The sequence below is a fragment of the Amycolatopsis sp. NPDC104775 genome (genome assembly GCF_055583325.1).
Map to the genome: position 1 here is coordinate 505897 of NZ_JBVJOE010000003.1, position 15562 is coordinate 521458.

Consider the following 15562-nt stretch of genomic DNA (forward strand, 5'->3'; position numbering starts at 1 on the left):
ACTCGTGTCTCACGCTCGTTCATGACTCTCCAAATCCGCGATGATCGCTGCTTCGATCTCTTCGGCCACGTCCGCGATCCGCCCGCCCTCGAAGAAGGCCCGCGCCGGGACGTCCACGCCGAACTCCGCGCGCAGCCGGGCCGCGAGCTGGGCGGCGAGCAGCGAATGCCCGCCGAGGTCGAGGAATTCGTCCTGGACGCCGACGCGGTCGAGACCGAGCGATTCCCCGTACAGTTCAGCGAGCCGCAGTTCGGTTTCGGTTTCCGGTGCGACGTAAGGGGTCGCGAGGTCCGGGCGGGGATGGGCGGCCGCGGCCGGCGCGGCGATGCCGAGGTCCAGCGCGCCGTCCGGGCGGATTTCCGCGCCCTCGCGCAGGACCAGCACCTGCCGCTGCGAACCGCCGAGCACCGCGGCGAACGCCGCCACGCCCTGTTCCGGCGTCAGCGCGCCCGCCAGCGCCGCCTTCTGGACGGCTTCGAGGTCTGCCGGGACCTCCGCGGTCGCGGCCATGCCGACCCGCGCCCACATGTCCCAGTTGACCGCGATGGTGCGCCGGACCGTGGCCGCGGCCGCGACCCCGTCCAGGTAGGCGTTCGCCGCCGCGTAGTCGGCCTGTCCGTAGGTGGGCAGCACCGCCGCGGTCGAGGAGCACAGCAGGAGGAAGTCGGCTTCGTCGTCGGCGAGTTCGGCCAGCAGGTTGCGCGTCCCGGCGACCTTCGGCGCGAGCACCGCCCGCACGTCCTCGTCGGTGCGCAGCGACACCGATCCGCCACCCGGCACACCGGCGGCATGCACCACGCCGTCGATCCGGCCGAACCGCGAGCGGACAGTGGAGAGCGCGTGGCGCACCTGGCTCGCGTCGGCCACATCGGCAGACAGGACAAGGACTTCCGCGCCCTCGGCGCGCAGCCGGTCGAGCCAGGCTTCGTCGGCGACGGCGTGCCGTCCCAGCAGCGCCAAGCGCGCCTGCGCGGTGCGGGCCAGGTATTCCGCGATGGAGCGGCCGATCCCGCCGAGACCGCCAGTGACGACGTAGGTTCCGCGCGGTTTCAGCACCGCCGGTGCGCCGGGTTGATCCGGCAGCGGGACCGGAATGCGGACCAGCGTCCGTTCGCCGCGCAGGGCAACGATATTCGACGGCGGCGACAGCACGGTCCGGACCACCTGCTCGGCCGGAGGCTCGGCGGTGACATCGATCTGCGTGCACCGGAGGTTCGGGAACTCCTCGGGCAGCACCAGCACCGGTCCGCTCATCGCGGTCGCGGACGGGTCGATGCGGTCTCCGGGGTCGACGGCGTGGCCGCCCGCGGTCAGCACACCCAGCGCGACGCCTGTCACCAACGCTTCTTCGGCCATCGCACGAGCCAGCCGGATCAGGCTGAGCGGACCGAAATCGCCGTCGGCGGCGGCTTTCCCGCCGAGCGTCCAGCCGTGCACGATCGCGGTCGGGGTGCGGACCATCCCGCGCAGTTCGCGCAGCAGCGCCGCGTAGTCCTCGCTGCGGGCCGGGTCGATTTCGTAGACCCCGCGGCGGACCCGGCGGAATCCTTCGCCGGGCAGCACGGAGGTGACGATCTGGCCGCGTGCGGTCAGGTAGTCGGCGACCGGCTGGGTGCTGCCGTCCGGGTCGGCGAAAATCAGCCAGGTGTGGCGGCGTTCGGCGAGCGGATCGGTGTCCGGGACGGCGGTTTCCCGCCAGCTGAGCTTCGCGTGCACCGGACCGGACGGGGTGGCCGGGACCGGCGCGGTGCGTTCGATCCAGTGGCGGCGGTGCTCGTACGGGTAGCCGGGCAGGCTCACGCGGCGGCTGCCGGGCTCGGCGAACTGCGTCCAGTCCACCGGCACGCCTTCGGTCCACAGCCCGGCGACCGACAGCAGCGCGGAAACCTCCTCGTCGGCCTGTCCGCGGCTGGGCAGCGGCACCGGCGCGAACCGGATCCCGCTGCGCCCGGACTTGGCCAGATCGGTCAGCACGCTCCCGGGACCCGCCTCGACGGCGACGACTCGTCCGTCCATTTCGGACAGCGTGGTGAGCGCGGCGTGGAACCGGACCGGGGCGCGGAGCTGGCCGAGCCAGTACTCGCGGGTGGCTGCTTCGTCGGTGATCCAGGCGCCGGTGACCGTGGACACGAACGGCACCGTCGGCCTTTTCGGCTTCACTGCGGCCAATGCGGTGGAGAAAGCTTCCTCGGCCGTCGCGCACAACCGGCTGTGGAAGGCGCGGTCGGTAGGCAGCCGCACCGCCCGTTTGCCCGCTTCGGCCAGTTCCGCCGCGACCGCCTCGATCCCTTCCTTCGGCCCGGAAAGCACACTGGACTCCGGGCCGTTGACCGCGGCGAGATCCACTCCGTACCGGTCGGCGAGCACCGTGGCCTGGTCCTCGGCGAGCGGCACCGCGAGCATCGCCCCGGCCGGAATCTCGTCCAGCGCCCGGCCCCGGGCGACGACCAGCGACAGTGCCTCGGCGAGGGTGAACACCCCGGCCGCGCAGGCAGCGGCGTACTCCCCCACGCTGTGGCCGAGAACGGCGGCCGGGCGGATGCCGCGGTGCTGGAAAAGCTGGGTGAGCGCGTAACTCACGCAGAACACGACGGGCTGGGTGATTTCCGTGCGCTGCAGTTCCGCGGTGTCCCGGCGCAGCAAGTCGATCAGGTCGAGGTCGCTGTGGCGGGCCAGCAGCCGCGCGCATTCGTCGAGTGCCTCGGCGAACACCGGCTCGGCAGCGTAGAGTCCCTGCGCCATCCCGGCGAATTGCGCGCCCTGGCCTGGGAACACGAACGCGACAGCAGGTTCGTCGGAGCCAGCGTGACCGGACACCGAGACCCGGCGGCCGCCCGAACGCAACGCCGCGATCGCCGAAGCGGTGTCGTCCGCGACCACGACGCGCCGGTGCGGCAGCTGCCGCCGTCCGGTCTGCAGGGTGCTGGCGACATCGGCCAGCTCGGCGGGCTGCTCGGCCAGGTGGTCGGCCAGCCTGCTCGCCGCGGCTGACAGCGCGGTGCTGGTCGCGGCCGAGATCGGCACCAGCCGCGGCTTCCGGGACGGTGCGGGTCGCGACCGCAGTTCCGGGGCCTGTTCCAGCACGACGTGGGCGTTGGTCCCGCCGATGCCGAAGGCGCTGACCGCCGCACGGCGCGGGCCGTCGGGCACCGGCCAGTCGACGAGCCGGTCCGGCACGAAGAACGGGCTGCCGTCCAAGCCGAGATCCGGGTTGGTCTTGCCGGCGTGCAGGCTCGCCGGGATCCGGCCCGCCCGCAGCGTCAGCACGCTCTTGATCAGGCCGGTGACCCCGGCCGCGGTGTCCAGGTGGCCGATGTTCGACTTCACCGAGCCGAGGCCGCACCACGCCGGGCCTTCGGCCGCCTGCTCGCCGTAGACCTCGTTCAGCGCCGCGACCTCGATGGAGTCGCCGATCGCGGTGCCGGTGCCGTGCGCCTCGACGTAGCCGATCGAGCGCGGATCGGCCTCCGCCATGTCGAGCGCTTCCCGCAGTGCCGCAGCCTGACCAGCGACGCCCGGCGCGGTGTAGCCGGCCTTCGCGGCACCGTCGTTCGTCACCGCCGAGCCGAGGATGACCGCGTGCACCCGGTCGCCGTCGGCGATCGCGTCGGAAAGACGCTTGAGCACGACCACCGCCGCGCCGTTGCCGAACACCGTCCCGTTCGCTTCCGCGCCGAACGGCCGGCAGCGTCCGTCGGGCGATTCGATGCCGCCTTCGGTGGGCAGATACCCCGCCCGGTCGGGCAACGTGACCGTGACGCCGCCCGCCAGCGCGACGTCGCATTCCTGGCTGAGCAGACTGGAAGCGGCGAGGTGGACCGCGACCAGCGACGACGAGCACGCGGTCTGCACGGTGACCGCCGGACCGCGCAGATCGAGCTTGTACGCCACCCGCGCGGCCAGCTGATCCGGCTGGTTTCCCTGGAACAGCAACGGAATCCCGAGCTTCGCGGGCAGATCGGCGCGCGGCAGCAGATGGTGGATCAGGTAGGTGCTCAGCATCGAACCGCCGTAGACGGCGACGGTTCCGTCCGTGCGGTCCGGATCGCAGCCGGCGTCCTCCAGCGCGGCCAGCGCGACCTCCAGGAAGATCCGCTGCTGCGGGTCGATGATGTCGGCCTCCAGCGCGCCGTAGCCGAACAGCGTCGAGTCGAACCCGGCGATGTCGTCAAGCACGCCCTTCGCCGGGACGTAGCGCGGGTCCGCGGCCAGGGCGGCCGGGACCCCGGCGTCGGCGAGTTCGGCCTCGGTGAACCGCTGCACCGCGTCGGCGCCGTTCTCCAGCAGCTGCCACAGTGCGGACACCGAGTCCGCGCCGGGGAACCGGCCCGCCATGCCCACGACGGCGATCCGCTCAGCAGTGCCAGCGCCGTCCGGGATTTCCGTGTTCTGGTGCTGTTCCGTCATGGTTCTCTCCGTCTCAGGCGGCCGCGAAGTAGCGCTGGAACTTCGGCATCAGGTACTCGAGCGCGGCGACCTCGACCGGGGTCAGCTCCGGGTGCCACACGTCCCACAGCAGGACCGCCCGCTGTTCGGTGCCCTGGTTGCGGGCCTCGTGGATGAAGCTGTCGTCGAACAGCACGCACCGGCCCTCCTGCCAGGTCCGCTCGTCCTCGGCCACGGTGATCGAGCAGCCGGGCGGGATCCGGAGCGCGAGGTGGCAGGTAAGCAGCAGGTTCACCCCGCCGGTGTGCGGGGTGATGTGCACGCCGGGGTTGAGGACGGTGAACATGCCGTCGCGCGGGCCGTGCGGGGTCGCGCGGAGCGCTTCGACGGTCGCCGGGCAGCGGCGCAGGGCTTCTTCGCGCCATTCGCCGTTGCGGTAGAGCTGGTAGTTGTTCCAGCCCTGCCAGCCCAGTTCCTTCGTGTAGAGGTCCTCATACGGCGCGAACTGCGCTTGTTCCTCGCGCAGGGCGAGAAATTCCGCCTTGATGTCGGGGTACGCGCGCTCCACTTCGGACACCCAGGCCAGCTGCGCGGTGTCGTGCCACGGCAGCGCGCTGATGCCGGGGAAGAACAGCCGGGTCGGCTCCTGCTCGTCGTGCAGGTAGTGCGGGGCGCGCCGGCCGGCGATGATCTCCAGGCATTCCTCGACGCGCTCAAGGCCGTCCGCGCCGACCCGGCCGGTCACCTCTGCCATGGTTTCTTCGACGTTCACAGCGATCCTTTCCTCGTTGTACGGCGGGTTGTCCGGCGGTCTGCCCGCGTGCGGGCTCTTGTGCGCAAGGCCGCCCGGCGCCGGTCGCCGCGGGCCGCGTGCTGCGGGGTCCGGCCCGCGTCCGCCAGCCAGGCGGCGAATCCGGCCACCGTCGGATGGGCGAACACGTCCACGAGCCGGATTTCCGTGCCCAGCCGGGCACTGAGTTCGAGCTGCAGCTTCGCCGCGAGCAGCGATTGGCCGCCCGCTTCGAAGAAGTTGGTGTGGCGGTGGATTTCCGTCCGGCCCAGCACCGCGCACCAGGCCTCGGCGACGGTGCGTTCGGCGCCGCGCAACGGGGTCTTGTCCGGTGCTGGCCGGGTGGTGCGCACCGGCAGCCGGGCCAGGTCTCGTTTGCCGGTGCGGGTGCGGGGAAGGTCGTCCAGCAGGAACACTTCGTCCGGCGTCGCCGCGGCGGGCAACCGCTCTGCCAGGTACGCGCGCAACTCGCTGGGTGTCGCCCCGCTGGCCACCGCATACGCGAGCAGCGCGCCGTCGTGGACGATCGCGGCTGCTTCGCGGACCTGCGGATGCGCGGCCAGCACAGCTTCGACGCCTTCGAGTTCGACCCGGTTGCCGCGCAGCTTGACCTGCCGCCCCAAGCGTCCGACGAAGATCAGCTCGCCGTCGGCTCGACGGCAAGCGAGATCTCCGGTGCGGTAAAGGAAACCGCCCGGCCGCCACGGATCGGGCACGTAAGCGGCGACGGTTTCTTCGGGTCGCCGGTGGTAGCGGCCAGCCAGCAGCGGGCTGCGCAGGTACAGCTCGCCGGGCACGCCGATCGGGCACGGCCGCCGCCACGGGTCCAGGACGAGCACCTCACGGCCGGGGATCGCGTCGCCGATCGGCACCGTCGGCGCGAAGTTCTCGTCACGCAGCTCTCGGTGAGTGGCGAGGATGCATTCGGTCGGCCCGTACAGGTTGTGCAGCCTGCTCCGGCCGCCCCAATCCGCGACCAGCGCGGGCGGCAGGACTTCACCAGCGAGCAGGACGTGCTCCAGCGCGGGCAGCTCGGCGCCGTCGAGGACGTCCACCATGAGCCGGAAGAACGCGGGCACGGTCTGCAATTGCGTAATGCCTTCGGCGCGCAGCCAGTCCACCATGGCGACCGGGTCGCGGCGGCTGTCCGGGTCGGGAAGGCAGAGCGTCGCCCCGGCTCCGAGCGCGGCGAAGACCTCGGTGTAGGCGGCGTCGTAGGTGAAGGACGCCCACTGCGCGATCCGGCTGTCCGCGCGGATCCCGAACTGGTCGCGCTGCCAGGCCGCGAACTGGGTGAAAGCCTGGTGCGACAAAACGATTCCCTTGGGCACACCGGTGCTGCCCGACGTGTGCACGAGGCACAGCGGAAACTCCGGCCGCACGGTGCGCTGGGGCGCGGGCGGGGCGGTTTCCGGGCATGCGGGCAGCTCGACCAGGTCGGTCCCGGGCACCGCGAGGTCCACTGTGGACAAGAGCAGCGTCGCATTCGCGTCGGCGAGGATTTCCTTGATCCGCAAGGCGGGATCGGCTGGATCCAGCACCACGAAGGCCGCACCGGTTTTGGCGACACCGAGGATCGCCGCGGTGTGCGCGGGTCCGGCGGGCAGGAGCACCGCGACGAACTCGCCGGGACCGTGCCGGAGGAGGTCGTTCGCGATGGCGTCACTCCAGCGGTCGAGAGCCGCATAGCTTAGCGTCCCTTGCGGATGCCGGACCGCGATCGCGTCCGGCGTGCGGCGCGCCTGCTCGCGGAACAGCTCGTGCACCGGCAGGTCCGGCAGGTCTGTTTCGCCAGTGGTTTCCGTCTGCGGGCCGAGATCGAGGGCGTCCAGAGGGAGGTCGGCGGCGGACAGCACCGTCAGCAGGTGCGCGAAGAAGCGGTCGGCCATCCCGGCGCTGAACCGGTCCGCCGCGTACTCCAGCTCGCCTGCCATCGAGCCGGGCCGGTCGGCCAGGGAGAGCGTCAGGTCGTACTTCGCGGCGCCGGTGGCCAGCTGCCGGGTCTCGGCGGTCAGGCCGGGCAGGGCGAGGTCGCCGTCCGGGAGGTTCTGGAACACCAGCATCGCCTGCGCGACCGGCGGGCGGGCCGGGTCGCGGGGCAGCCCGAGCCGCTCGACCAGCCGGTCGAACGGGACGCCGGGCTGGTCCAGATCAGCCTGCAGGGTCCGCGCCACCCGGGTGACCAGCTGGTCGAAGGAGGGGCGGCCGGAGAGATCGACGCGCACTGGCAGCGTCCCGGCGAAGCAGCCGAGCAGCTCCGCGGACCGGGGATCGGCGCGGTTGGCCACCGGGACGCCCACAACCACGTCGTCGGTGCTGCCGTAGCGGCCGAGGACGGTCGCGAACGCCGCCAGGAGCACGGCGAACGGGGTGGTGCGCAGCCGGTTCGCGGTTTCGCGGATCAGCTCCGGCGGCACCGCGACCGGGCGGGTCGCGCCTTGCCGGACGGTCGAGGTGCTGTCCACCGGCAGCTGGAGCACGCCGGAGTGGCCGGAGAGGCGTTCGGCCCAGTACTCCAGCGGCGCTTCGTCGGCGGGTCGCTCGGCGCTTTCGGCGGCGTGGTCGAAAAAGTTCCAGTCGAGGGGTGCTGGCGGGGCGGTGCCTGCGGTCCTGGCGGCGTAGAGGGCGGCGAGGTCGCGCGTGGCCACGCCGATGGACCAGCCGTCCAGGGCCAGGTGGTGCGCGACTACCACCAGTTCGACCTCGGTGGGGCTGTGCCGGTGGAGGCTCGCGCGCAGCAGCGGGCCGGTGGCCAAGTCGAACGGCTTGGCGGCCTCGTCGTCGGCCGTGCTGTCCACTACTCGCAGCCGAGCGGCGGCCGCGGCGTCGCGGACGAGCATCGGCTCCCCGTCGACCGTCTCGCACCGGGCGGAGAGCAGGTCGTGGCGGGCCACCAGGTCGTCGAACGCGGCGGTCAGCGCGTCCACGTCCAGCGGGCCGGACAGGCGGATCGCGGCGGCCAGGTTGTACCGGGCCGAGCCCGGGTCCAGCTGGTCGGCCAGCCATACCTGCCGCTGCTGATCGGTGAGCGGGACCCGGACCGGTTTTTCTTTCCGGGACACCGGAACCGGCCGCGCGGACGGCTCCGGCAGTGTCGCGGCCAGCGCGGCGACGGTCGGGCGGGCGTAGAAGTCGGCGAGGGTCGGCGCGGTGCCGAACTCCGCGCGGATCCGGCCGAGCAACCGGGTCGCCGCGAGGGAATTGCCGCCGGCGGCGAGGAAGTCGTCGTCGGCGCCGATGTCGTCCACAGAGGAACCCGTGACGTCGGCCCAGATCCGGACCAGCAGGTGCTCGGTATCGCCGGCCGGTGCGCGCCGGGTGGTTCCGGCGGCGATTCCGGCCGCCTCCGCGGCGAGCCGGGGGCGGTCGACTTTCCCGCTGGTGTTCAGCGGAAGCCGCGGCACGGACCGGAACACCGACGGGATCATCTGCGCGGGCAGGACCCGGCCGAGCGCGGTGCGCAACGCGGCCTCGTCCGGCTGGTCCCCGGCCACGAAGGCGACCAGCCGAGGCGCGCGCGAGGCGTCCAGCACGACGGCGGCCTCCCGGATCCCGGGCAGCCCGGCGAGCACGTGCTCGATCTCGCCCAGCTCCACGCGGTGGCCGTTGATCTTGACCTGGTCGTCGATCCGGCCGAGCACGCGGATCCGGCCGTCCGGCAGCACCCGGGCCCGGTCCCCGGTGCGGTACCGGATCCGGCCCGGCCGCGCGGGATCGGCGACGAACGACCGCGAGGTGAAGCCCGGCCGCCCCCAGTACCCGGCCGACACCCCGGCCCCGCCGATCGCCAGCTCCCCGGTCCAGCCTCGCGGCACGGGACGACCGGCCGGGTCGACGACCGCGCAGGACGTGTTCGCCACCGGACGGCCGACCGTCACCGGCTCCCCGGCGGCGATCCGGCCGACGGTCGACCAGATTGTCGTTTCCGTGGGGCCGTATAGGTTCCAGACCTCGGCGGCGCGCTCGGTCAGGTCTTCGGCGAGGTCTTGCGGCAGTGCCTCGCCGCCAGTCCAGGCGCGCACGCCGGGCCCGCGCCAATCCGCCGCGACGAGACCGCGCCACACTGACGGCGTCGCTTGCACGATCGTCGCGTCGCTGCTCCCGACGAGTGCCGCCAGCGCTTCGCCGTCCGCGGCCACGCCCGACGGCGCGATCCACACCTGGGCGCCGGCCACCAGCGGGCCGAACAGCTCCAGGACAGAGATGTCGAAGGACAGCGACGTGATGGCGAGCAAGACGTCGTCCGGGCCGATTCCCGGGGTTTCCACCATGGTGTGCAGCAGGTTCGTCAGGTTGCCGTGGCGGACCGCGACGCCCTTGGGCTTGCCGGTCGAGCCGGAGGTGTAGATCAGGTAGGCCAGTTCGTCGGCCCTCGGACGGTGCCTGGGCGCAGAGCGCGGGCCTGCGGGGAGAAGGGCTTCTGGGGGCAGGACCCGCTCAGCTGTCAGCTCTGCTGAGGGAAGGTCGGTGACCAGTACCTTCGCGCCGCTGTCTTCGAGCAGGTAACGGGCGCGCTCGGTCGGGAGCGCTTTGTCGACCGGCACGAGCACGCCGCCGGACCGCCAGATGCCCAGCACGACCGGGAGCACGTCCACCGTGCGGTCCAGCCGGACGGCGACCCGGTCGCCGGGCCGGACTTCCAGCCGGTCCGCGACCAGATCCGCGCGCTGGTCGAGGTCGTCGTAGGTGAGCACCGTGCGGTGCTGGCGGACGGCTGGGCGGTGCGGATCGGCGGCGGCCCGCTGCCGGACTGCTTCCGAAACGTCCGGTGCGGCGCGGTAATCCCGCTCCGGCAAGTCCACTTCGGACAGTGGAGCGGCGGTCAGCGGCAAGGCGCCGATCGGGAGTTCCGCCTCGTTCGCCGCCGCGGTCAGCAGTGCGCCGATCGCTTCGGCCAGGCTTGCCGCCAGCGTTTCGCTGAGCAGCGAGGACCGGTATTCCAGGGTGGCGTCGAGCCCGCCGTCGGGCCTCGGGCGGACGATCAGCGACAGGTCGTACTTCGCGGTGCCGTTGTGCACCGGGAGCGCGGTTGAGGCGACGTCCGGCAAGCGCAGCTGCGCCGCCGGGCCGCTGTGGAACACATACAGCAGCTGGAACAGCGGGTTCGCCGGGCGCAGTTCGTCGACGAGCAGGTCCAGCGGAACGTCGCGGTGGGCGAGATCGGCTTTCAGCGAGCGGCGGACCTCGTCCAGCAGCCCGGTGAACGGCTGCGCCCCGGACGTCGCGAGCCGGAACGGGATCAGGTTCAGCAGCGGGCCGACCACCCGGGCGAGCCCCGGACGGCCGCGGGTGGCGACCGGGATGCCGACCACCAGCTCGGCCAGTCCGGCGAACCGGTGCAGCACCGCGGAAAATCCGGCGAGGACGACCGAGGCGAGCGTCGCGCGTTCGGCGCGGGCCAGCGTGCTCAGGCGCGCGACCAGCTCCGCCGGGAGCACCGTGTGGCAGGCGCCGCCGTCGGTGTTCTTGAAGGTCCCTTGTGGACTGTCGGAGGGCAGTTCCACCGTGGGCGCGGCTGCCAGCCGTTGTGTCCAGTAGCCGAGATCGGCGGCTGGTTCGGTCGAAGTGCGTTGCCAGACCGCGTAATCGCCGAAACCGATGCCGCCAGGGGTTTCTGCCGGGATCGCGCCGGCGTAGCGGGTGGCGAGGTCGTCCAGGAGGACCGCGAATCCGCCCGCGTCGATCACCAGGTGGTGCGCGATCAGGACGAGCACGTGGTCGTCGGGTCCCAGCCGCAGCAGGTGAGCCCTGGCCAGCGGGGGGCGGTCCAGGGAGAAGGGCACCGCGGCCAGTTCGGCGATCCTGCCCGGCAACGCGGCCGGGTTTTCGGTCAGGTCGATCAGGTCCAGCGGCAGGTCGGCGTGGTCGGCGAAGACCTGGTGCGGTTCGGCGGTTCCGTCCCAGTGCAGGGCCGCGCGGAACACCTCGTGCGCCGCGACGACGCCGCGCAGAGCGGCGCGCAAGGCGTTGAGATTCAGCGGTCCGGCCAGCCGGAACGCGACGGCTTCGTTGTGCAGCGGTGCGCCGTCGGCGAGCTGATCGGCCCGCCAGATCGCGCGCTGGGCAAAGGAAAGCGGGGCGGACTCGCGCTCCGGGCACTTCGGAATGCCGGTCCGGGGGCTCATCCGACGCGCTCCTGCCGGGTCGCGGCGACCGACTCCGCCAGCCCGGCGACGGTCGGGTCCGCCAGCAGGGACCGCAACGGCACGTCGGCCCGGAACCGGGCGCGCACCTGGTCCAGCAGCCGTGCGATGGTGAGCGAATTCCCGCCCAGCACGGTGAAATCGTCGCGGCGGCCGAGCCCGCGCACGCCGAGCTGCTCCGCCGCCAGCTCCGCGATCTCGCGTTCCAGCGGCCCCGACGGCGGCTCTCCCCCGCTCGGCCGCGCCGCCCGGGAGGGCAGCCTGCGGCGGTCCACCTTTCCGCTCAACGTCCGCGGAATCTCTTCCACCGCGACGAACTCGGCCGGGACCAGCCACGGCGGAAGCAGTTCGGCGGTATGCCGGGCCAGCTCGGCGTCCTCGATGCCGGGAGCGAGCACGTAAGCGCGCAGCTCCCCTTCGACGGCGAGCACACACCCGTCGTGCACCCCGGGATGCCGCCGCAGCACCGCCTCGATCTGCCCCAGTTCGACCCGCACCCCGTGGACCTTGACCTGCTGGTCGCGCCGCCCGAGCACCTCGATCTCGCCGTCCTCGCGCACCCGCCCGAGGTCCCCGGTGCGGTACCGGTGTCCGTCCGGGTCGAATCCGCCCTGGTCCGCGCCGAGGTAGCCGAGCAGCCGGAACGGGACTTCCAGCTCGATCTCGCCGACGTCGCCGGGCCGCGACCCGAGCACCCGCACCGAACACCCCGGCAGCGGACGGCCGACGGGCACCACCTCGGCCGCGGCGTCCGCGAGGCCGAGCCTGCGGAACAGCTTGGTCATGGTGGTTTCGGACGGGCCGTAGAGATTCACCAGGTCCTTGCCGTCGTAGCGGGAGCACCACCATTCGACGTCCGAGGCGTGGACCCGCTCCCCCGCCAGCAGCACGGACCGCAGCGCGGGCCAGCTGTCCGGTGCGTCCCGCAGCGTGCGGAACACCGTCGGGACGCAGTGCAGCAGCGTGATCCCGGCTTCGGTCAGCCATCGCGCGAGTCCGGTTCCGACCCGGGCTTCCGGCGGCGCGACGCACACCGTTCCGCCAGCGCACAGCGGAACGAAGGCGTCGCGCAGGAAGGCGTCGAAACCGGGCGAGGTGAGCAGCGAGACGCGGCTCTCGGCGTCGACAGCGAACTCCTCGATCTCCCAGTTCACGAAGTGCTCGATCGCGGCGAGGCTGCCACGCAACCCCTTCGGGCGGCCGGTGGAGCCGGAGGTGAAGTAAACGTAGCCGCGGTCGGGCACGGCGGGGTCGAGCCAGCGTTCCACGTCCGGCAGCGCGTCCGGCACCTCTTCCGGGCTCAGCACCCGCACCTCGGGAGGCAGCGCGACGTCCGCGAGTGCGGCCCGGCCAGCCTCGTCCGCGACCACCGCCGACGGGGAGAGAACGCCGATCAGGTCGGTGATCCCGGCACTCGGCAGGCGCGGGTCGGCGGGAGCGAACACCCGGCCCGCCGCCATGCAGCCGAGCATCGCGGCGATGACCTGCGCAGCGTCGGCGGCGAGCAGCAGCACCGGGCCGGAGCCGGTCCCGAGCGCTGCTTCGTAGCCCGCCACGCGGCCGGCCAGTTCGGCGTAGGTGAACCGGCGTTCGCTGGTCTCGATCGCGGGCGCGCGGCCGTTCCGGGCGACACTCGCCGCCCAGCGGCCGAGGATGGTCGTGGTCACAGTGTTCCCTCCTTGATCCGCCTGGCGGCGATGGCCAGCGGGTCGATGCTGGGCAGGTCGGCGGCCAAGCCCGCGGCGTCGATCGCCCTGGTCACCAAGTGGAATTCGGTGCAGCCCGCGACGAATCCGCGCACTCCGTGCCGGGCCAGCGCGTCCCGCACGAACTCGATCGCCTCGCCACGTCCGCCGCCGCGTTTGAGCCGGTAGATGTGCCGGTGCACGGCCGCCTGGTCCGCCTCGCCGGGCACCGCCACCCGATCCGACACCTCGGGCCAGCGCGGATGCCGGGTGAAGATCCCGGCGCTCGCGGTGCCGCTGGTGCACAGCAGCAGGTAGCGGTGCGAGGCCCGCGCCAGCTCGTCGATCACCAGGTCCACTAAGGACACACAGCGGCTCGCGAGCTCGGGCGGCAGGCGGTCGAACACGTGATGCGCGGTGACGCAGGCGACGACGATCCGCTCCGCCCCCGCCGCGGCCAGCAGCCGGACCGACGCCTCCAGCCGGTCGGCCAGCCCGTGCTCGGCACCGGATTCGATCGCCTCGGTCCGGTCGGGCACTGCCGGGTCCGAGCAGAGCAGCACGCGCGGGGCGGTGCGTTCGTCGTCCGGCGGTTCGACGCCGTAGATCGTGCCGACCAGCTCGGCGGAGGCCATCGGGCCCATTCCCCCGACCACGCCGAACAGCGGGGTCCGTTCTCGCGTCAACGCAGACATGGCAACCCGAACTCCTCCACGAACAACGCGAAAGTGGCGGCGAACAACAGGAAATCGGTGTCCAGATGCGGGTGCACCCGGTACCCGCCCGCGCGCTGGCGCCGGGCGAGCGCGGTGATCGCGGCCGGGTCGAAGTACCCCTGCGCGGCGACGGTCGCGGGCGAGATCAGGTCCTCGAACCACTCCGCTCGCTCCCGGAGCAGGTCGGTGCTGGTCTGGCCGCGGAAGCCGAATTTCGTCCGGCTCAGCACCTCGTCCGGCACCAGGCCCGGCGCGAGCCGGTGCAGCACTGCCTTCTCCCGCCCGCCCGCGACCATCAGTCCGGCGGGCATCGTGCGCGCGTGGTCGAGGACGCTGTTGGCCAGGAATGGAAAGCGGAGTTCGACGCCGTTGGCCATCGCCATCCGGTCGCCGTGGTCGCCGAGCAGGTGGTCGGCGAGCCGCAGTTTGAAGTCCACATAGGACCGCTGGTGCAGCGGGTGCCGTCCGGCGAGCTTGGCCGGGTCGACCAGCCGTTGCCCCGTCACCGCGAATTCGTCCAGCGAGGCGGCGAGATCAGCGCTGTAGATCTCCCGCCGGGCTTCCAGCGCGGGCAGCTGCGCCTGTTCGTAGCGCAGGTCGAGGCCCCACATCCGCTCGCTGATCTCGCGCTCCAGCCGGGCTTCGAGCGGATCCTGTTCCTCGCCGCCGAGCCCGGACGCGTCGAACCGGTAACCCGGGTAGCCGCCGAACAGCTCGTCGGCCCCTTCGCCGCTCAGCACCGCGGTGACCCCCGCCGCGCGGACCTCGCGGGAAAGCGCGAGCGAGCACACGTTGTACGACTCGCGCACCGGGGTTTCGGCGTGCCGCAACATTTTCCGGAGCAAATCGGCGTAATCGCCGTCGCGCATCGGCACCTCGTGGTGGTGCGTGCCGAGCTTCGCCGCCACCAGCCGTTGGTATGCGCTTTCGTCGAATTCCTTGCCGGGGAACGAAACCGCGAAGCTCTTCAGCTGCCGCCGCGGATCGGCACCGGTGGCGAGCGCGCCGAGCAAGCTGGAATCCAGCCCGCCGGACAGGTACAGCCCGACCGGGACATCGGCCGCGAGCCTGCCTCGGACCGCCTCGTCCAGCAGTTCGCGCACCTCGTCGGCGTGCCGGTCCACTTCGGACTCGTGCGGCCGCGAAGCCGGATCGTGCTCGGGGTAGTCGAGATCCCAGTACTGCCGGGTCCGGATCCCGCTGGCGTCGGCGATGATCAGCTCGCCGGGGCGGACCGAGCGGATGCTCTCGAACATCGTCGTCGGGCTGACCAGGCCGGGCAGCGCGAGAGCCTGGTCGAGGCCGCGCAGGTCGACCGCGCGGTGCACCAGCGGATGTGCCAGCACTGCCTTGATTTCGGACGCGAAGATCAGCTGCCCGCCGGCCACGGTGTAGAACAGCGGCACGATCCCGCAGCGGTCGCGGGCCAGCAGCAGCCGCCGGGCCCGCGCGTCGTAGAGGGCGAAACCGAACTGGCCGTCCAGCTCCGCGACGAAGCCGGGGCCCTGTTCCTGGTACAGGTGGACCAGGACCTCGGTGTCGGATTCGGAGCGGAACCGGTGCCCGTCGCGGGCGAGGCGGGTCCGCAGCGCGCGGTGGTTGAAGATTTCGCCGTTGCAGACCGAAACGACGTCGCCGTCCGGAGTCCGGTGCGGTTGGCCGCCGTGCTCGAGATCCACCAGCGACAGGCGGCGAAAACCGAAGGACACCGGACCGTCCGCGTAGCGGCCGAGGTCGTCGGGCCCGCGATGCGCGAGCGCGGCGGTCATCCGCCCGACCGCGCCGCCGTCGGCCCGCTGCCCGGCGGCGAGGGCGAAGACGCCTGCAATGCCACACATTTCC

General features: G+C 72.4%; 6 protein-coding genes. All 6 read right to left on the bottom strand.

Features of this window, described 5'->3' with window-relative positions; all coding sequences use genetic code 11:
• Positions 1 to 9: 9 nt before the first annotated feature.
• From ACZ63D_RS16615 to asnB, 6 genes are read right to left on the bottom strand one after another with little or no spacing between them, the layout of a single operon-like run.
• On the bottom strand, positions 10 to 4407 hold the full coding sequence (locus ACZ63D_RS16615; RefSeq protein ID WP_465355165.1) for a type I polyketide synthase: 4398 nt from the start codon (positions 4405 to 4407) through the stop codon (positions 10 to 12).
• A 13-nt stretch (positions 4408 to 4420) separates the two neighbouring features.
• Positions 4421 to 5158, bottom strand: coding sequence for an aspartyl/asparaginyl beta-hydroxylase domain-containing protein (locus ACZ63D_RS16620; protein ID WP_465355166.1), 738 nt, complete (start codon positions 5156 to 5158; stop codon positions 4421 to 4423).
• Positions 5155 to 11301, bottom strand: coding sequence for an amino acid adenylation domain-containing protein (locus tag ACZ63D_RS16625; RefSeq protein ID WP_465355167.1), 6147 nt, complete (start codon positions 11299 to 11301; stop codon positions 5155 to 5157). The genes ACZ63D_RS16620 and ACZ63D_RS16625 overlap by 4 nt, the downstream gene beginning before the upstream one ends.
• Positions 11298 to 12986 carry a non-ribosomal peptide synthetase gene (locus ACZ63D_RS16630; protein ID WP_465355168.1) on the bottom strand — a complete coding sequence of 563 codons (1689 nt, stop codon included), beginning with the start codon at positions 12984 to 12986 and terminating at the stop codon, positions 11298 to 11300. Before ACZ63D_RS16630 ends, ACZ63D_RS16625 begins: the two co-directional genes overlap by 4 nt.
• Complete coding sequence (locus tag ACZ63D_RS16635; protein WP_465355169.1) at positions 12983 to 13699, bottom strand: aspartate/glutamate racemase family protein; 717 nt, start codon at positions 13697 to 13699, stop codon at positions 12983 to 12985. Before ACZ63D_RS16635 ends, ACZ63D_RS16630 begins: the two co-directional genes overlap by 4 nt.
• Positions 13687 to 15558, bottom strand: coding sequence for an asparagine synthase (glutamine-hydrolyzing) (asnB, locus tag ACZ63D_RS16640; RefSeq protein WP_465355170.1), 1872 nt, complete (start codon positions 15556 to 15558; stop codon positions 13687 to 13689). Before asnB ends, ACZ63D_RS16635 begins: the two co-directional genes overlap by 13 nt.
• Positions 15559 to 15562 lie beyond the last annotated feature (4 nt).